The organism is Yersinia sp. 2545 StPb PI, from assembly GCF_052217125.1.
GTDB lineage: Bacteria > Pseudomonadota > Gammaproteobacteria > Enterobacterales > Enterobacteriaceae > Yersinia > Yersinia enterocolitica_E.
This window is the reverse complement of record NZ_JAZGPY010000001.1, coordinates 4,511,638-4,530,456: the sequence shown is the minus strand read 5'-3', so window position 1 is coordinate 4,530,456 and position 18,819 is coordinate 4,511,638. Positions and strand designations below refer to the sequence as shown.

Genomic DNA, 18,819 nt, shown 5'->3' with positions numbered 1-18,819 from the left:
GGCAGATGATGCCGGTTGGGTAATCATTTGTTTGAATTAGCATTACACTTTTCTGGCGGTTGCCAATAACGCGCCTACCAGCATAAATAAGCCACCAAATATCCGGTTCAGTAATTTCATTTGTTGTGGTGATTTAATCCAGCCAGCAATTCGGGTAGCGAGGGTGGCGTAACCAATCATCACAATAATATCAACCACCACGCTGGTGGTGCCGAGAATCAGATATTGCGCCACTTGCGGTTGGTGTGGCAGCACAAATTGTGGGAATAATGCCGCTAGAAAAACGATGCTTTTTGGGTTGGTAAGGTTAACAAACACCGCGCGTTTAAACAGTTTTCGCCGCGGCATACTGTTGGCTAGCGCATGCAGATCCAGCGCACCGGCAGCGCGCCATTGCTGAATCCCAAGCCAGATTAAGTAAGCCGCACCAAGCCATTTTAGTATTTCAAATGCCAGCAAGGATTGTGAAATCAGTGCACCCAACCCCACGCCAACTAATACAATGTGCACGGCTAATCCCAATTGCAGCCCGCAAATTGAGGCCACAACCCCGCGCGTACCGTGGCTGATGGCGGTGCTCATGGTGTTAATGGCCCCAGAACCAGGGGACAGGCTGAGGATCAATGTGGTCAGTAGATAGGTTAACCACCAGTCTAAGGTCATCGGCAAAGCTCCCTGAATGCATAAATTTATGCCACAATACTCTATTGCTAATAGTTGTGCTATGGCTCACAGAACGACTGGGTTTACCAGAATATCAGGTGTATTGAACATTGAGCAATTCCGGTCAAAGGATGTCATCAGTCATGATTTACAAGGTCATGCTATATCGAGCCACGCTATGCCGTTAGACAATAGCTGGTTAACGCGTGAAGAGCAGTTTGCTGCTTTTGTTAACGGGCCGCTGTTAGATTTTTGGCAACAGCGAGATGAGGATGAGTTTATCGGCGTCGATGATATTCCGATTCGCTATGTCCGCTTTCGTGCACCACAACACACTCGAGTGGTGGTGGTGGTGCCCGGTCGCATTGAAAGTTACGTTAAATATCCTGAAGTGGCTTATGATCTGTTTCAGCAAGGCTATGATGTGATAGTGCTGGATCATCGTGGGCAAGGGCGGTCGGGTCGCTTGCTTGAGGATGGTAACCGTGGTCATGTGATTAAGTTTGATGATTATATTGAGGATTTTGCGCAGTTAGTGCAGCGCGAAATAACTGATAGCCATTATCAGCAGCGATTTGCCCTGGCTCATTCAATGGGGGGTGCAATTCTAACGCGTTTTCTGGCCAGAGAACCGGATGTGTTTAATGCGGTAGCATTATGTGCTCCGATGTTTGGTATCCACTTACCGATGCCCGGCTGGCTGGCTCACCGCATTGTCGACTGGGCCGAAAGGCATCAAACGCTGCGCGACTATTATGCTATTGGTACCGGCCAGTGGCGGCCACTGCCCTATCTGGTCAATGTGTTAACCCATAGCCGTGAGCGATATCGCCGCTATTTACGCCAATATGCGGATACACCGGAAATACGTCTTGGTGGGCCAACCTATCATTGGATCCGAGAAAGTCTGCTGGTGGGCGAGCAAATTATCGCGCAAGCAGAAAAGATAACCACGCCGGTTCTATTATTACAAGCCAGTGAGGATCGGGTAGTACATAACCCGGCTCATGATGCTTTTTCTCAGGCAATGACTTTGGCAGGACACCCTTGCGAAGGGGGACAACCTAAGAGAGTTCAAGGTGCACGCCATGAGATCCTGTTCGAGCGGGACCAGCTTCGTGCCGAGGCGCTGAGCGCCATATTGCGCTTTTTCGCGCAACATCAATCATCAGTCGGCCATTATGGCTCCGACGCCACCAGAGGTTAGAACATACCGCTATGTATCATGTTGTTGCTTCCGATTTAGATGGCACCCTGCTATCACCTGATCATCTTTTAACGCCATATACTAAAGAAACACTCAAGTTGCTGACGCAGCGCGACGTGCATTTTGTGTTTGCCACTGGTCGCCATCATATCGATGTGGCACAAATCCGCGATAGCTTGGAAATCAGTGCCTTCATGATTACCTCCAACGGCGCACGGGTGCACAACACGGCGGGAGAGCTGATTTTTAGTCATAACCTTGATGCAGATATTGCGCGTGATTTGTACAATATTGAGCACAATAACCCGGATATCCTGACCAACGTCTACCTGAACGACGAATGGTTTATGAACCGTGAAAGCCCGGCACAGAAAGAATTTTTCCGTGAGTCGGTATTTAATTATCAGGTATTTGAACCTGCATTACTGCCAACCGATGGTGTGTGTAAGGTTTACTTCACCTGTGAAGATCATGACAAGTTGTTGATTTTAGAAGAAGCCATCAATGCACGTTGGGGCGATCGAGTTAATGTCAGTTTTTCTTTCCCAACCTGTCTGGAAGTGATGGGCGGCGGTGTCTCTAAGGGGCATGCGCTTGATCAAGTTGCCAAAATTATCGGTTATTCACTGAAAGAATGTATCGCTTTTGGTGATGGTATGAATGACCTGGAAATGCTGTCGATGTCTGGCAAAGGCTGCATCATGCGTGATGCGCATCAACGGCTAAAAGACATGTTACCGAATCTGGAAGTGATAGGTTCAAACGCCGATGATGCAGTACCACACTATTTGCGTAAGATGTTTTTAGGAACAGATAACTAACTGATTTAACGAAGTAAATTAAACTTTTCGTAAACGAAAAAGTGGCGCATTAAACATAATTGCGCCACTGGTTTATTCCGTTATCTCAGAGCATCAACTTACTGGTGTTGCCCCTGTTTTTGCAGGAACTGCACACCTTGATCCGGGAAGTCAGTAAACACCCCGTCAACCTGCGCTTGATTGTAGATAATATCGAATAGCTGATTGACGTTAGTCGCGTATTTCGGCAGCTTATCCGCACGGATGGTGTACGGGTGAACCATCATATTGTTGGCATGCGCATCTTTGACCATATTGGTCAGCTTGATGTTATCCGGCGTAGAGGTTTCAACCACCAGCATATGGTAGTCAGGGCCGATGCCATCGGCATACTGTGCTACTTGCTTCATCGCTCCTGGCTTGAACATCCAGTCGTAACTGTAATTGACCCATTTGCCATCAGGTTTCTGTTCGTAGGTTTCATTCCAGTCGGTATAAGCCACCAGTTGGACCAGTTTCAGGTCCATACCCATCTTCGGTTCCAGCTCGTTTTTGATGCGTTTTAATTCATTGGCATCAAAGCATTGCAGATAAACTTTATCGCCCTTGGTGGTGTAACCGTACTGTTTCAGTACTTCCAACACCTTGGTTGAGATGTCTTTCCCTTCTTGTTTATGGAACCACGGTGCTTTTATTTCTGGGTAAATCCCAACGTTTTTACCGGTCGAATGATTCAAACCTTGAACAAATTCAATCTCTTCCTGGAAGGTATGTACACGGAAGTCAGATTTGCCCATCGGGAAACGGCCCGGATAGCTCTGCACTTTCTTACCGTCTTTATCAATATCAAAGCCTTCGGTAAATTTCAGTGATTTAATTTCTGGTAGCGTAAAATCAATGGCGTAATAGCGGCCATCTTTGCGTGCGCGATCGGGGAAGCGCTCAGCCACATCGGTCACGCGATCCAGATAATGGTCGTGCAGAACCACCAACTCATTATCTTTGGTCATCACCAAATCTTGTTCAAGATAATCCGCACCTTGTGCGTAGGCCATGGCTTTAGCGGGCAGTGAATGCTCCGGCAGATAACCACTGGCACCACGATGTGCGATGACAACTTTGCTTGCCGACGGTTTGGTGACTACTGATGACTGCTCGGTGGCCTGAGCCATACCGGTAACTGAGGATGCCAGAATAATACTCGCCAACAGGGTTTTGATGTGGGTTTGCATTGATAGTGCTCCATTTATCAATCTCAGGGTATGAAAAAGGCTATGTCGCTATAAATCCATCAATAACGACACAGCCTGAAAAAACGTAACTAGATGAACTTATAAGCCCTGTTTTCTAGCCAGCTCTGCGTGATGCTTTTTCTCACTAAACATCACAACGATCAGTAACAGAACAGCCAAGATACTGCCGCCGATCATGACCATAAAGCCGCCGTCCCAACCGAAGTAGTCCACGGTATAACCGACGATGGCACTCGCTGCTACCGAGCCGCCCAGATAACCGAACAAGCCGGTGAAGCCCGCTGCGGTCCCTGCTGCTTTTTTCGGTGCTAATTCAAGCGCATGTAAGCCAATCAACATTACCGGGCCATAGATCAGGAAGCCGATGGTGATCATACAGGCCATATCGATACCTGGGTTACCGACCGGGTTCAGCCAGTAAATGATGGTAGCGATAGTCACCAGAGTCATAAAGAACACACCGGTGGCCCCGCGGTTACCTCTAAACACTTTGTCAGACATCCAACCGCACAACAGCGTCCCTGGAATACCAGCGTATTCATACAGGAAATAAGCCCATGAGGATTTATCCAGTGCGAAGTGTTTCACTTCTTTCAGGTAGGTCGGTGACCAGTCGAGGATGCCGTAACGCAGTAAATAAACAAAAACGTTAGCAATCGCGATGTACCACAACAGTTTGTTGGGCAATATGTATTGCATGAAGATCTGTTTAGCTGTCAGTTCTTCTTCTGCTTCTTCACTGTAGTCGTCTGGATAGTCGTTTTTGTACTCTTCAATCGGCGGCAAGCCCACGGATTGAGGGGTATCACGCATCAGACCAAAGACAATCAATGCCACCAGAATGGCACCAAAAGCAGGCATGTAGAGTGCAGCTTTCCAGTCGTTAAACCACGCCATCCCCAGCAGGAACAGTAATGGTGGTAAGCCACCACCGACGTTATGGGCGCAGTTCCAGACTGACACGATACTGCCGCGTTCCTTCTTCGACCACCAGTGCACCATAGTACGGCCACATGGCGGCCAACCCATACCCTGGAACCAGCCACATAAGAACAGCAGCACGAACATCACGGCGATACTAGATGTTGCCCAAGGCACAAAGCCCATAAACAGCATCACGGCGGCGGCGAGAATCAAACCGGCAGAGAGGAATATCCGTGGGTTAGACCGGTCAGAAACCGAACCCATGATGAATTTTGAGAAACCGTAGGCAATAGAAATACCCGATAACGCGAAGCCCAGATCCCCGCGAGAGAACCCTTGTTCGATCAAATACGGCATGGCGAGAGTAAAGTTTTTACGCACCAGATAGTAGGCGGCGTAACCGAAAAAGATGCCCATAAAGATTTGCCAGCGTAGGCGGCGGTAGGTGGGATCAATCTGTTCTGCTGGAAGCCGGGCCTGATGCGGCGCGGGCTTAAAAATACTCAACATGAGTGCCTCCGATGGCTTTTTTGTAGTTTTTGACCCCGGTATAGCCTGGTATCTACCCGGTAGTTAAACGGCTAACTTGCTGTCGTTTATGTTCCATAACGAGCGCCATGCTAGATAAATTCGCATAACTTATCTGTGAGTGATGGCTCATTTGTTACAGTTATATGAAAGCGGCGGCAATTTTGAGCGATTGGTTAACATTTTGAAACCCATAATGACAAATTACCTGTGACTTTGATCACAATCATGGTTTTTAAACACCACATTGCTTTCGTTTTTCGTTCGTTTTTGTTCCTTATCAAACAATAACCTTAAAGATTGTGGCTCAATAGACGCATAATTAGCCGCCAGGCGGCTGTCTGATAATGTGGGGTCCTTCATGACGAACAGTTCTCCTTACACAGAAACGGATGTCATCATCATTGGTGGTGGTGCGACCGGTGCCGGGATTGCCCGTGACTGCGCTCGCCGTGGTTTAGCCTGTACGCTCTTGGAGAGGCATGACATTGCCACTGGTGCGACTGGCCGTAACCATGGCTTGCTACACAGCGGCGCACGCTATGCGGTAACTGATGGCGAATCTGCCCGCGAATGTATTGAAGAAAACCGTATTCTGAAACGTATTGCACGGCATTGTATTGAGCAAACGGATGGCCTGTTTATCACGTTGCCGGAAGACTCGCTGGAATATCAGCAGCAATTTATCGCGCGCTGCCAGGACGCCGGTATCGAGGCCGAAGCCATTGATCCAAAGCTGGCCTTACGGCTGGAGCCTGCTGCTAATCCGACATTGATTGCTGCCGTCCGCGTGCCAGATGGTACCGTCGATCCCTTCCGTTTAACTGCCGCGAATATGCTGGATGCGCGTGAGCACGGTGCGAATGTACTGACTTATCACGAAGTTATTGGCTTGCTACGCCACGGTGATAGGGTGAGCGGCGTGCGCGTTTTCGATCATAAGAATCAGCGCCAGTATGATATTCATGCACAAATAGTGGTCAACGCTGCGGGGATCTGGGGGCAACATATTGCTGAATATGCTGATCTTCGTATCCGCATGTTTCCGGCAAAAGGTGCTCTGTTGATCTTGGGTCATCGGATCAACAACATGGTGATCAACCGCTGTCGTAAACCGGCTGATGCTGATATTTTGGTTCCGGGCGACACCATCTCATTGATCGGGACGACCTCAACCCATATTGAATACGATCAAATCGATAATATGGTAGTAACGGCACAAGAGGTGGATACCTTAATCCGCGAAGGATCAAAACTTTCACCCCAGTTGGCGCAAACGCGCATCTTACGTGCTTACGCCGGTGTCAGGCCGCTGGTTGCCAGTGATGATGACCCGTCGGGGCGCAATGTCAGCCGTGGCATTGTGTTACTGGATCATGCTAACCGCGATGGTCTGGAAGGTTTTATCACCATTACCGGTGGCAAGCTGATGACCTACCGTCTGATGGCGGAGTGGGCAACAGATAAAGTGTGTGAAAAATTAGGTATTACCGCAGCCTGTACCACCGCCCAAGCGCCACTACCCGGTTCACAGCAATCAGCGGAGCAAACTCTCAGCAAAGTCATTTCTCTGCCTGCCAGTATTCGTGGCTCAGCGGTTTATCGCCATGGGGATCGCGCGACACAACTATTGGCCGGAAACCGGCTGGATAATAGCCTGGTGTGCGAATGCGAGGCAGTGACTGCCGGCGAAGTGCGCTATGCGATTGAATCGCTATCGGTCAATAACCTACTGGATTTACGTCGTCGTACCCGTGTTGGCATGGGGACCTGTCAGGGTGAACTCTGTGCCTGCCGGGCCGCGGGTTTACTCAGCCGCTTTAAAGTGACCACGCCGCAGCAATCCCGTGAACAGCTGGTGCAATTTCTTAATGAGCGTTGGAAAGGTGTGCGCCCGATAGCTTGGGGCGATGCTTTGCGGGAGAGTGAATTTACGCACTGGGTTTATCAAGGGCTGTGTGGTCTGGATGACACCCCGTCTGCGGCCAACGTTCAGGAGAAACCAGATGAAATTTGATGTCATTATCATCGGTGGTGGCTTGGCTGGTCTGGCGTGCGGTATCCGCCTGGCTGAGCAAGGCAAATATTGTGCGATTGTCAGCGCCGGGCAAAATGCGCTGCACTTTTCCTCCGGCTCTTTGGATCTATTGGCAAAATTACCGGATGGGCAGGCAGTCAGCCAGCCGTTATCCGCACTCGCGACCTTGGCTGAATTAGCGCCTGAACACCCCTATAGCAAGATGGGGCAAGTGGCACAAGTGGGTGAATTAGCACAAGAAGCTGAATCTCTTTTACAGCGGTGCGGCCTGAAATTGGTGGGCAGCGCGGCGAAGAACCACCTGCGGCTTACGCCGTTGGGCAGTTGCCGGCCAACCTGGCTCAGCCCGGCGGATATCCCGGTTGCACCATTGGAAGGCCCGCTGCCGTGGCAAAAAGTCGCGGTAATTGGTATTGAAGGTTTCCTCGATTTCCAACCACAAATGGTTGCCAGCGCCTTACAAGAGCAAGGTGTTGATGCGACGCCAGATTATCTGCATTTACCGGCGTTTGATCGTCTGCGGGATAACCCTAGCGAATTTCGTGCGGTCAATATTGCTCGTGTGCTGGATTTACCAGAAAACCTGCAACCGCTGGCGGATGAGTTATCCCGTCTGTCATCAGCAGCAGAAATGATTTTGCTGCCAGCTTGTATCGGGCTGGATGTGTCTGCGCCACTGGAAGCATTGCGAGCCGCAGTCGGGAAACCCATTCAACTGCTGCCGACGCTACCACCGTCGTTACTTGGTATGCGATTACATCAGGCTCTGCGCCATCGCTTCCAGCAATTGGGGGGCATTGTCATGCCCGGTGATGCGGTATTACGTGCTGAGCTGGTGGGGGACCGGATTACTGGGCTTTATAGCCGTAACCATGGCGATATTCCGTTGCGTGCCGCCCAGATGGTGCTGGCCAGCGGTAGCTTCTTTAGCAATGGGTTAGTGGCCACTTTTGAGCATGTTTACGAACCGATACTGGATCTGGATATTTTATCGCTACCGAACCGTGCCGACTGGAGCCGCAGCAATATGTTTGCGCCCCAGCCTTATCTGCAATTTGGGGTTAACACTGATAACCGGTTACGGGCGCTACGTGGGGGTATTGCACTGGATAATCTACATGTTATCGGTGCGGTACTGGGGGGATACGATCCGTTGCAACAAGGCTGTGGCGCAGGGGTTTCACTAACCAGCGCACTGTTTGTTGCAGAGCAGATTGTCAACGCAATGGAGGTGACATTATGACGTGGTTACCGCAGAACGGAGACAGCAACACTTTTTCTCAGAATCAACATTTGCCGCAGGATAAACACTTGGCACGGGATAACAGTTTTGAAAGTTGTATTAAGTGTACGGTGTGCACCACTTATTGCCCGGTCGCCAAGGTTAACCCGCTTTATCCGGGGCCGAAGCAGGCTGGCCCTGATGGTGAGCGCTTACGTTTGAAAGATCCGGCACTGTATGACGATGCATTGAAATATTGCACGAACTGCAAACGTTGCGAAGTGGCATGCCCGTCCGATGTTAAAATCGGCGACATCATCCAACGTGCTAAAGCCAGTTACAGCAGCAATAAACCCAAACTGCGCGATGCGATCCTCAGTCATACCGATATCATGGGCACCCTCTCAACACCGTTTGCACCGGTAGTGAATGCGGTCACCGGTTTGAAACCGGTGCGTGCCTTGTTGGATAAAGCGCTGAAAATTGATCATCGGCGTGAATTACCAAAATACTCGTTTGGTACCTTTCGCCGCTGGTATCGTAAACAAGCTGAAAAACAGCAGCAATATAGCGAACAGGTGGCATTTTTCCATGGCTGCTTCGTAAATTACAATCATCCCCAGTTAGGTAAAGATTTAGTCAGTGTATTCAATGCGATGAACATTGGCGTTCAATTACTTAAACGGGAAAAATGCTGTGGCGTACCCCTGATTGCTAATGGATTTATTGAGCAGGCGAAAAAACAGGCACGGGTGAATCTGGAATCCCTGACTGATGCGGTTATCGGGCGGGATATCCCGGTAGTAGCAACTTCATCAAGTTGCACCTTTACCTTGCGTGATGAGTATCCGCACTTGTTAGATGTTGATACTGCACCCGTGCGCGACAAAGTGGAGTTGGCGACACGCTATCTCTACCGCTTATTGGATCAGGGGCGCGACTTACCGTTGAAAGCGCTGTTCTCGGCAAACAATACGCCGTTGCGTATTGCCTATCACACACCTTGCCATATGGAGAAAATGGGCTGGACGGCCTATACCCTGGCTTTACTACAGCGTATCCCCGGTATTGAGCTGGTGGTATTGGATTCGCAGTGTTGCGGGATTGCCGGAACTTACGGTTTTAAATCAGAGAACTACGCAACATCGCAAGGGATTGGTGCCTCACTGTTCCAGCAAATCGAGGAGAGTGGGGTTGATTTGGTGATTACCGATTGCGAAACCTGTAAGTGGCAGATTGAAATGTCGACCAGCAAAAAATGCGAACATCCCATCACTTTATTGGCACAGGCTTTAGCTTAATTTTGGAAAAGGATAATGCAGGCAGAGCGCTGATGAGCCGCGCTCTGTTAAGGAATACTATTTTAGCTTGAGCGTGCTAATAATCGATTCGGCTTCAGTCTGAGCTTGCTGCTGATTATCTGCGGGCAGCGTAATTTGTATTGTCATCAAATGGTTATCGACTTTACCCATCAACACAGACGAATAGGCTTTCTGGCCGCCACTGGTAATAATGCTATCTAACTGCTGGAACGGTTGTCCGTCAATTTTAATGGCTTTATTGGTGACGACTTGCAGGTTAGCATCACGGGCGCGTTGCTGGTCTGCTAAACGCGTTGTCAGTACTTCCAGTTCTTCATTGGTGTTATCACCTAAAATCACGATAACTGCTTTATCGCCGGTTTTATTGGCGTAAACGTGCATGTTATTCGCTTGATTGCCCATCTTTCCGCTTTGATCAGACAAGTCTGCCGGCAAGCTGAAGGCCACTTTGCCTTCCAGCAGGCTGACCGGTTGGCCCACGTTACTATTGCTGTTGCCATCACAAGCACTTAATCCTGCAACCAACAGACCGACAGCAAGAAATTTGGTTATTTTATGCATGGGAATCCCTTTATTGATGATTAATATCCCCTTGTTACTTGAACTTACAGGGGGTTAGTGACACCCCTGCAACGCCAACTAATCTGGGTATGGCCTTATCGCACCTTATTCAGACGCTAAAAGCAATCTATTGTTCAGTGGCAGTAGCCTGCTTTAGTGCTTGCTGTTCGGTCTGTCGGGCAAAATATTTCAGCAATACATTGAGCATCACGCCATAGGCGGGTAGGAAGAACAACATGCAGATCAGCAGCTTAAAGCTATAATCCACCAAAGCGATTTCTACCCAGTTTGCAGCCATAAATGGGTCAGTACTGCGATAGAACGCAATAAAGAAGAACGCCATGGTGTCACTGATATTGCCAAAGAACATGGCAGCAGTAGGGGCAACCCACCAGGCACTGCGCTGACGCAGGCGGTTAAATACCTGAACATCCAGAATCTGGCCGAGTACATAGGCCATAAAGCTGGCAATCGCGATACGGGCTACCACCAAGTTAAAGCTGGTTAATGCCGGTAACCCCTGCCAACTCCCCTGATAAAACAGGGCTGAAATCAGATATGAAATCAGCAACGCTGGCACCATAACCGACAGAATGATCCGGCGCGCCAAAGGAGCACCAAAAATCCGCACAGTCAGGTCAGTGGCAAGGAAGATAAACGGAAAAGTAAAAGCGCCCCAGGTGGTATGAAAACCGAAGATAGCGATCGGTAATTGCACCAGGTAGTTGCTGGAGGTAATGATGACAATATGGAATAGCGACAGCCATACCAAAGCGGTCATCCGCTGTTGGGCAGTAAACGAAAACATAAATGTGACCTTTTTGGTTATTGGGGTGAGGGAACCCAAACAGAATGTGCCGCAATTTCTGCGACGCGGCGGCATAATACGCGTTTGCGCAACGAATGCAATGGCTAATTTTAACGCAAACGTTAGCGTCGCTTGCGCCTAAAAATCGACGGGGTAAACTATCCGCCTTCGCACACGGGCTTATATTTTATCTTTATACTGCTAGCAAACCCATAACGACCAACAAGAGACTCACCATGACCGATATTTTTGCCAATCCAGACAAAACACTTGATGCACTGGGCCTGCGCTGCCCTGAGCCGGTGATGATGGTGCGAAAAACGGTCCGGCACATGGAAGATGGCCAAACTCTACTGATTATTGCTGACGACCCTGCCACCACCCGCGATATTCCCGGTTTTTGCCGTTTTATGGACCATCAGTTGTTGGCACAAGATATCGGGCAGACGCCGTATCGGTATTTAGTCAAGAAAGGGGCAAAAGCGCAGTAACACCCGCCTCTGCCCCAATTATCAGAACCGATGCTTGATTCAAACATCCCGCTTGCGCAGTAGCCGTAACGCATTGGCTGTTACTAAGGCGGTAGCACCGGAATCTGCTAATACTGCTAACCAGAGACCGGTTAAGCCCAGTAGTGTGGTAACCAGGAAGATTCCCTTTAGGCCCAGTGCGATAGTAATGTTCTGGCGGATATTGGCGTTGGCCGCCCGTGATAACAGAATAATTTCTGCTAATCCGGTTAACCGGTTGTGGGTCAACGCGGCATCGGCTGTTTCCAATGCCACATCGGTGCCACTACCCATGGCAATACCAATACTGGCTGCTTTCATCGCCGGAGCATCATTGATGCCATCACCGACCATCACCGTAGGTTGTGCCGCATTCAATGCCATAACCGCTTGCACTTTATCAGCGGGCAGTAATCCGGCGCGGTAATCAATCCCCAATTCACCGGCAATTGCCGCTGCGGCTCGTGGATTATCGCCAGTGAGCATCACCCCCTGAATACCTAACTTCTTCAGCGCATCAATGGCTTGTCTGGCATCAGTTCGTAACGTGTCACGTAATGCCAATAAACCAATTAGCGTTTCATCTTCCAGCACGGCGACGGCTGTTTTACCGCTGCTTTCCAACTGGTCGAGCTGTGTTTGCCACTCAGCAGTCAATAACTGTGGGGGCAACTTACTGGGGGCGCTGACGCGCACCGTCAGACCATTAACCACACCTTCAACACCCACCCCCGCCAGAGCTCGACGCTCACTCGCCAGTGGCAATATTGGGGTGTTTTGCTGTGCGCGTTGCATAATAGCGATCGCTAACGGATGGTGGGAGCCAGCTTCAACGGCGGCGGCCAACGCTAACAGGCGGGTTTCACTCACACCGGCTATAGGCAGAATATCGGTAACTTTAGGTTTGCCCTCGGTCAGGGTGCCGGTTTTGTCAAAGGCAACCGTTTGAATTCGGCCCAACTGCTCCAGTGCTGCTCCCCCTTTGATCAATGCACCACGGCGGGTTGCCGCCGCTAATGCAGATGTAATTGCCGCAGGTGTGGAGATAACCAACGCACATGGGCAACCTATCAGTAATAGTGTCAGGCCGCGGTACAGCCAGGTTTCCCAAGGTTCGGCGAAAGCCAAAGGCGGTACTAACATGACCAGCGCTGAAAGCAGCATGATCGCTGGCGTATAAATACGACTGAAGCGGTCAATGAAACGCTCAATGGGTGCTCGGCGTTCTTCTGCTAATTCAATTAGTTGCAGAATACGGTCAATAGCATTATTGCCGGGTTCTGAGATAACTCGCATTTCAGTGGCGCGATCGACCGATAAGCTCCCGGCCGCAACTTTTTCGCCTTGCTGACGCTCAACAGGGATAGATTCTCCGGTGAGGGCGCTTTCATCGAAACTGGCAAAAGGGGTCATTAGTTCGGCATCTGCGGGTAAGCGGCCACCGGGCGAGATTTCGATGATATCGCCGGGGCGCAAACTGGCGACAGGAACCTGCCTACGCTCACCGTCTTTTAACAACAGTGCCTCTTCTGGCACCAGTGCCATCAGGGCAGTTACCCCACGGCGTGCACGGTTTGCGGCATAAGATTCGAGCAGTTCGCCGACCATAAACAGCAGTAATACCATGGCCGCTTCAGCGGTTGCGCCAATAAACATCGCCCCGATAGCTGCCACGCTCATCAAGGTTTCAATGGCGAAGGGAGTCCCAGAGCGGATAAGCTTCCAGGCTTTGGCGGTGATCGGGATCAGACCGACAATGGTGGTTGCAGTGAAGGCAAACTCACTTAGTTCAAGGCTGAATAACGAGATCCCCCAACTGATAAGCATCAGTGTGGTTAATAATGCGATAGGTAAGTATTCGCGCAGGCGTGATTCTGGCGCAGCGGCTTTACTTCCTGCGCTTGATTGGGTATCGACCAGAGTGAATCCAGCCTGAGTGACTGCATTCACGACTTGAGGGCGGATATCTGTGCGTGCATCAACCACTAATTTTTCTGTGGCAAAGAGGACTTTTACATTTTCAATCCCGACCAGATTACTGACGGCATTTTCAATTTTTCGGGCACAGCTTGGGCAGTCCATCCCTTTGACCTGCCAACTGAAGCGCTGGTTATCTGCAGATATCGCTGGCGCGAGTATGTCGCTTTCGTCATCACCCTCATCGCTTTGGCCCTGACTACAGCAACCCCCATCATTATGTGAGTGTTCACTCACTGAGTCTGAGCTGTCATTGCTGGCACTGGTTGTTTTCTGGCTGCTGCAACCGGTTTGTTGTTTGGCATGAGTGTGACCACAGCCACAGTTGTTGTGTGTATCCGTTGGATGCTGATGTTCAGAATGTGAATGCATGGTGCCTCCTGGAAAGCATGTAACAGGTATTGCAGCACTCTACACCTTGGAGTCAACTCCAGAGTCAAGAGGGAAATGAGAGTAATTGCTAAATGGGATTTTTGCTACCTGGCAGGGTATGACTAAAGTGAGCGTATCCAGCGCATTGAAATGCGCGCCCCTTTGGTGGAGCACGCAGCTCAAACGGCTAAAAACGTATTGCGGTACTGATTTAGTTACAAATACAGCGACCGGACAATCAGGAAATGCCCGACAAAGTAGCAACCAGCGACAATTGCATCTGAAGCCCGGAATGAAAAACGATAGCGATTCAGTAGCCAAATGCTATGCGAAACCAGCAGTAACACGGTACCTGCCAGCAGAGAGAAGCTTAAATCTGTGCTGCGGGCAAAGTATTGTTCGCCCGCCATCCAGACCATCAGTAACGTCATGCCAACGAAAGCGATCACTGGCCAGCGCATATCTTCCAGCCGTGTCCAGATAGTGGCTATCAGTAATGCGCCAATCACGATCAAAACCAATGGAAGAGGCCAGAACAGCGTGAATGTCATCTGGCTGGCAAAACTGATGGTATAGAGTAAATGGGAAAGGAAGAATGCGCCCAGAGCATAAAGTAAGCGCTCACTGGGTAGCAGTAATAATGCATCAGCTACCAGAGTCGCAAGTAAGCCCAAGACAATGAGATAGCCGACAGGACCAAGAATAGGTGCTTGCCAGGCAAGTAACAGTAAAAGTAACAGGGTGACAGGTTTGAATACCCAACGCTGCCAGCGTGGGCCTCGGTAAGTTGCATCAACAAACAACCAACCAGAAAAAAATACGGCAAGGAATGGCCAGCTCATTATTTATCCTTTTTTCTATGCAGGTTTTAGTGAAAGTACCTGTGTTGTAATGATAATCCGTAATGCTAATGACTCCGAGTATACATTCATCAAGTGTAAGGGATGGAAGCCAAGAGCGATAGCGACGCTATTGTGATTTGCATGATTTGTGCCACTTAATGCGTAACAGTCCGCATAATCAGATTTAGCGGCACCATCCGCCAGCGGAGATCTTGGTGTTGTTTGGCCCACATGTTATGTTAAGGCCGATTTCCTTTCGCTAAATCAAGGGATAGAGGCAGTAGCGCCATGGCCAATGAACAATTGCTTTATCGTATTCAATTTATAAATAACGGTAAGAATTATCAGCTCTATGTCCGTGAGGTAGGCCCGAGTAACTTGTTTGGGTTTATTGAAATTGCTGATTTTGTCTTTGATAGTCAATCAACATTGCTGGTGGACCCTTCAACTGAAAAACTGAAAACAGAATTTTCAGGTGTTAACCGCAGCTATATTCCTCTTCATTCGGTGATTCGTATCGATGCCGTGACGGAAAAGGGCAGCGCTCGGATCTCTGAATTGGGCAGTAATGTGATGAGTTTCCCCTATCTGCCGGGCAATAAGTCCTGATGGGTAGTGTATGAATAAACCTCCGTTATTATTGATTGCTGTGGTGGTACTGATAGCCGTATTGGCGACCCGTCAGTATTGGCAAAAAAAACGGCAGGATACAGAAAATGACCGAGCGCTGGTGCGCAGTTTACAAGTTGAAGTCATTAATAAACGAGAAGTATTAGCGCCCAATCGTCGCTCACGGCAGCGCGAAGAAATTGTCGCAGAAGAAAAACGCTATGAAGTTACTTTCCAGCCACTTATCAGTAGTATTGAGGTGAAAAGTAACCGTGAAATCAAAGTGATACTGCCACAGCAGGCGTATAATAGTATTGTACAAGGCGCACAGGGAACGTTACGTTTACAAGGCTCCCGCTATATTGGTTTTACCCCGACGTCAGTCCCCGACTAAATCTGTCGCCAAATAAGTCAGCCTGCAATCAACAATTTGCCGCTACAACCAAGGTATATCCAATAGACTTGAAGTTGCAGGCGGCAGATAAGTTTATTTTTTAGGCAGTGATGGTTGCTTCTTTTGCCAGGCCAGTAATTCAAAGACACCGAACACAAAGATTTTAAGTTGCTGCAAGCCACTGATCGGTTGATCTTTAGGTTGTGTAGATTTGAGTAGAACCAGTTGCAAACCATGCATCAAAACCATAAATATCATGGCAACATTAATAAAGTATCTCAATGGTTTAGGGAAGGGTTGGAACAGATTTAGCAGTAAGAAAAACCATACCCCTAACATCAATAACCGGCCGAGATTAATCCACATGGTGTTGCTCCAGTTCTTCCGCTGATACAGCGTGTTGGTGAGTCTGTTCATTACGAATATAGAGACGATAGGCCACTTGACCGGCAATTTTCTCGCGATGTAACTGCCAACTGCCGGGAACATCCGCAGCGGCACTTTCAGCCTCAGCTTCAACGTAAATCCAAGCCTGTTCTGCCAGCCAGTTATATTGCTCCAGCAGTGTGATGGTTTCAGCTAACAAGCCTTTACGGAAAGGGGGATCAAGGAATACCAGATCAAAAGGCTGCCCCGGTTGAGCCAGCCACTGCAAAGAATTGGTATTCACTACTTGACCATTCTCGGCACTCAATAATGCCAGATTGCTGCCAAGTTGCTTGGCGACATGCCGATCGGCTTCTAATAATATGGCTTCACCGGCATAACGGGATAGCGCTTCCAGCCCCAATGCGCCGCTGCCAGCAAAGCAATCCAGACACCGGGCACCCTGAATCATCGGTGCCAGCCAGTTAAACAGTGTCTCTCTGACCCGGTCAGTGGTTGGGCGTAGCCCTGGGCTATCAGGCACGGGCAATTTACGGCCTCGCCATTTGCCACCAATGATGCGGATCTGCCCCGCTGCCTGATGTACCGCCGGTTTTGCGCTAGATCGTTGGGTTGTCGATCGTGTTGTAGGTCGTTTTGCCATAGATTGCTTTGCTTGAAAGTTGGTCAGTATTGCAGCGCTGAATAAAAGAGTTAATCGCTATTCTACCTACGACTGCTGTGTGGGGGAAACGTTAAACCTTTGTTGACTGAATTCACAATAGAAACCAGCATCGTGCGCGTGTTGCTGTTCAGGGGAAAGTGATAGACTTGCAAACTATTATCTTATTTTATGCAAACCCGAAGTCATAAGGGTAAAGCCATGATTAAACCGCGAGGAGTGTAGTCGCAAATGGCAAAAGAAAAAAAACGTGGTTTTTTTTCCTGGCTGGGCCTTGGCCGTCAGAATGAAGAACAACCAACAGAGCCATTGGCTACTGAAAAAGAAGGTGTTGCTGAGCATGCTGAAGAGCAAGCCATCAGTGAGAAACAGATTGAGATAGCATCTGAGCATCCACCTGTTGAGGTAGAAGAGCATGTCACTGCCGCACCGGGTGAATGGGATAGCGCCGTTGTCAGTGAAGCCGCGGCTGAAATTCTGCCTGAGCTGGATGTAGACCCTACAGCGCAGGGGGGTCAAGAACCGATAGATTTCTCTTCTGATCCTCAGTATTTACAACATCATTTCTCACAACATGAGAATGAAGACGATAATGTTGCTCAATGGGATGAAGGCACCGTCAGTGCGCCAGAACTGCCATTGACAGAAGATAACTTGGTTCTCGATGTCTCTACGCCACAAGCTATTGTGGAAGAGCCGTGGGTCGAGGTTAGCGGCGAAACAGCAGTAATTGAAGAAGAATTTGAGTCACAAACAGAGCTTGAAGCGGTAAACGAAATTGTGCCGGTAGCGGTTCAGGAACAAGAACGCCCAACCAAAGAAGGTTTTTTTGCTCGTTTAAAACGCAGCTTACTTAAAACCAAGCAGAATCTTGGCTCCGGTTTTATGGGGCTGTTTAGTGGTAAGAAAATCGACGACGATCTGTTTGAAGAGTTAGAAGAACAGCTCCTGATCGCCGACGTTGGCGTCGAAACTACCCGTAAAATTATTACCTCTCTAACCGAACATGCCAGTCGTAAGCAGCTAAAAGATGCCGAAGCGTTATATGGCAAGCTTAAAGAGGAAATGTCTGAAATTCTGTCTAAAGTAGACAAGCCATTGGATGTCAGTGGCAAAAATCCCTTTGTTATCTTAATGGTTGGCGTTAATGGTGTGGGGAAAACTACCACCATCGGGAAACTGGCACGTCAATTCCAGGCTGAAGGTAAATCTGTCATGCTGGCGGCGGGTGATACTTTCCGCGCGGCTGCGGTAGAACAACTGCAAGTTTGGGGGGATCGTAACAAGATTGCCGTGGTGGCACAGCATACCGGTGCAGACTCTGCTTCGGTGATTTTCGATGCTATTCAGGCAGCGAAAGCCCGAGGTATTGATGTGCTGCTGGCGGACACTGCCGGGCGTTTACAAAATAAAGCCCACCTGATGGAAGAGTTGAAGAAGATTGTCCGAGTGATGAAAAAGCTGGACGGCGACGCCCCCCATGAGGTTATGCTGACGTTAGATGCCAGTACCGGACAAAATGCGGTGAGTCAGGCGAAACTGTTTAATGAAGCAGTCGGTCTGACCGGAATTACCCTAACTAAACTGGATGGTACCGCCAAGGGCGGGGTGATTTTTGCCATCGCAGATCAGTTCGGAATCCCAATCCGTTATATCGGTGTTGGGGAAGGTATAGAAGATTTGCGGCCATTTAAGGCTGACGATTTTATTGAGGCTCTTTTTGCCCGAGAGGACTAATACGG

18 protein-coding genes are annotated in these 18,819 nt (G+C 49.2%); 9 read left to right on the top strand and 9 right to left on the bottom strand.

What is annotated here, in order from left to right:
• Window positions 1-42: 42 nt before the first annotated feature.
• On the bottom strand, window positions 43-663 hold the full coding sequence (gene rhtB, locus V1955_RS21025) for a homoserine/homoserine lactone efflux protein (protein ID WP_005188003.1): 621 nt from the start codon (window positions 661-663) through the stop codon (window positions 43-45).
• Between the two features lie 178 nt (window positions 664-841).
• Here rhtB and pldB point away from each other — a divergent pair, with 178 nt between their 5' ends.
• Both pldB and yigL read left to right on the top strand, forming a co-directional pair.
• Entirely contained in the window at window positions 842-1,870 is a 1,029-nt protein-coding gene (gene pldB / locus V1955_RS21020; RefSeq protein ID WP_083164008.1) for a lysophospholipase L2, read from the top strand.
• Window positions 1,871-1,881: 11 nt separating this feature from the next.
• A complete protein-coding gene (gene yigL, locus V1955_RS21015; RefSeq protein ID WP_083161931.1) occupies window positions 1,882-2,691 on the top strand; it encodes a sugar/pyridoxal phosphate phosphatase YigL in 810 nt (269 codons plus the stop codon).
• Window positions 2,692-2,789: 98 nt separating this feature from the next.
• Here the strand turns inward: yigL and glpQ are convergent, their stop codons facing one another.
• Together glpQ and glpT are read right to left on the bottom strand one after the other, a co-directional pair.
• Window positions 2,790-3,902: a glycerophosphodiester phosphodiesterase gene (glpQ, locus tag V1955_RS21010; protein WP_372569754.1), complete on the bottom strand. Its 1,113-nt coding sequence runs from the start codon at window positions 3,900-3,902 to the stop codon at window positions 2,790-2,792.
• Between the two features lie 99 nt (window positions 3,903-4,001).
• Window positions 4,002-5,357 carry a glycerol-3-phosphate transporter gene (gene glpT, locus V1955_RS21005; protein WP_083161935.1) on the bottom strand — a complete coding sequence of 452 codons (1,356 nt, stop codon included), beginning with the start codon at window positions 5,355-5,357 and terminating at the stop codon, window positions 4,002-4,004.
• A 379-nt stretch (window positions 5,358-5,736) separates the two neighbouring features.
• On the opposite strand from glpT, the gene glpA reads away from it, so the two are divergent.
• From glpA to glpC, 3 genes are read left to right on the top strand one after another with little or no spacing between them, the layout of a single operon-like run.
• Window positions 5,737-7,392, top strand: a complete 1,656-nt coding sequence (gene glpA / locus V1955_RS21000; RefSeq protein ID WP_083161937.1) for an anaerobic glycerol-3-phosphate dehydrogenase subunit A — start codon at window positions 5,737-5,739, stop codon at window positions 7,390-7,392.
• The gene (glpB, locus tag V1955_RS20995) at window positions 7,382-8,656 is read left to right on the top strand and encodes a glycerol-3-phosphate dehydrogenase subunit GlpB (RefSeq protein ID WP_442821365.1); all 1,275 of its coding nucleotides are present in this window, start codon (window positions 7,382-7,384) and stop codon (window positions 8,654-8,656) included. Before glpA ends, glpB begins: the two co-directional genes overlap by 11 nt.
• The gene (gene glpC / locus V1955_RS20990; RefSeq protein ID WP_372560057.1) at window positions 8,653-9,936 is read left to right on the top strand and encodes an anaerobic glycerol-3-phosphate dehydrogenase subunit GlpC; all 1,284 of its coding nucleotides are present in this window, start codon (window positions 8,653-8,655) and stop codon (window positions 9,934-9,936) included. Before glpB ends, glpC begins: the two co-directional genes overlap by 4 nt.
• Before the next feature lie 57 nt (window positions 9,937-9,993).
• Here glpC and V1955_RS20985 read toward each other — a convergent pair whose 3' ends face one another.
• Together V1955_RS20985 and V1955_RS20980 are read right to left on the bottom strand one after the other, a co-directional pair.
• Complete coding sequence (locus V1955_RS20985) at window positions 9,994-10,518, bottom strand: DcrB family lipoprotein (RefSeq protein WP_083161941.1); 525 nt, start codon at window positions 10,516-10,518, stop codon at window positions 9,994-9,996.
• 127 nt (window positions 10,519-10,645) lie between these two features.
• Entirely contained in the window at window positions 10,646-11,326 is a 681-nt protein-coding gene (locus V1955_RS20980) for a 7-cyano-7-deazaguanine/7-aminomethyl-7-deazaguanine transporter (RefSeq protein ID WP_372560056.1), read from the bottom strand.
• 236 nt (window positions 11,327-11,562) lie between these two features.
• On the opposite strand from V1955_RS20980, the gene tusA reads away from it, so the two are divergent.
• A complete protein-coding gene (gene tusA / locus V1955_RS20975; protein WP_083161945.1) occupies window positions 11,563-11,817 on the top strand; it encodes a sulfurtransferase TusA in 255 nt (84 codons plus the stop codon).
• A gap of 39 nt (window positions 11,818-11,856) precedes the next feature.
• On the opposite strand, the gene V1955_RS20970 is transcribed toward tusA, so the two are convergent.
• Together V1955_RS20970 and V1955_RS20965 are read right to left on the bottom strand one after the other, a co-directional pair.
• Window positions 11,857-14,184 (bottom strand): zinc/cadmium/mercury/lead-transporting ATPase, encoded by a 2,328-nt coding sequence (locus V1955_RS20970; RefSeq protein WP_442821364.1) that lies wholly within the window; start codon window positions 14,182-14,184, stop codon window positions 11,857-11,859.
• 215 nt (window positions 14,185-14,399) lie between these two features.
• Complete coding sequence (locus tag V1955_RS20965; RefSeq protein ID WP_083161950.1) at window positions 14,400-15,026, bottom strand: lysoplasmalogenase; 627 nt, start codon at window positions 15,024-15,026, stop codon at window positions 14,400-14,402.
• 288 nt (window positions 15,027-15,314) lie between these two features.
• Here V1955_RS20965 and V1955_RS20960 point away from each other — a divergent pair, with 288 nt between their 5' ends.
• On the top strand, window positions 15,315-15,635 hold the full coding sequence (locus V1955_RS20960; RefSeq protein ID WP_083161953.1) for a DUF1820 family protein: 321 nt from the start codon (window positions 15,315-15,317) through the stop codon (window positions 15,633-15,635).
• A 10-nt stretch (window positions 15,636-15,645) separates the two neighbouring features.
• Complete coding sequence (locus V1955_RS20955; protein ID WP_083161955.1) at window positions 15,646-16,029, top strand: DUF2500 domain-containing protein; 384 nt, start codon at window positions 15,646-15,648, stop codon at window positions 16,027-16,029.
• A gap of 93 nt (window positions 16,030-16,122) precedes the next feature.
• Here V1955_RS20955 and V1955_RS20950 read toward each other — a convergent pair whose 3' ends face one another.
• Both V1955_RS20950 and rsmD read right to left on the bottom strand, forming a co-directional pair.
• Window positions 16,123-16,395 (bottom strand): DUF1145 family protein, encoded by a 273-nt coding sequence (locus V1955_RS20950; protein ID WP_032906890.1) that lies wholly within the window; start codon window positions 16,393-16,395, stop codon window positions 16,123-16,125.
• Window positions 16,385-17,059 (bottom strand): 16S rRNA (guanine(966)-N(2))-methyltransferase, encoded by a 675-nt coding sequence (rsmD, locus tag V1955_RS20945; protein ID WP_083161957.1) that lies wholly within the window; start codon window positions 17,057-17,059, stop codon window positions 16,385-16,387. The genes V1955_RS20950 and rsmD overlap by 11 nt, the downstream gene beginning before the upstream one ends.
• A gap of 249 nt (window positions 17,060-17,308) precedes the next feature.
• Between rsmD and ftsY the strand changes: the two genes are divergently transcribed.
• The gene (gene ftsY / locus V1955_RS20940; RefSeq protein ID WP_442821363.1) at window positions 17,309-18,814 is read left to right on the top strand and encodes a signal recognition particle-docking protein FtsY; all 1,506 of its coding nucleotides are present in this window, start codon (window positions 17,309-17,311) and stop codon (window positions 18,812-18,814) included.
• The last annotated feature ends 5 nt before the right edge of the window (window positions 18,815-18,819 follow it).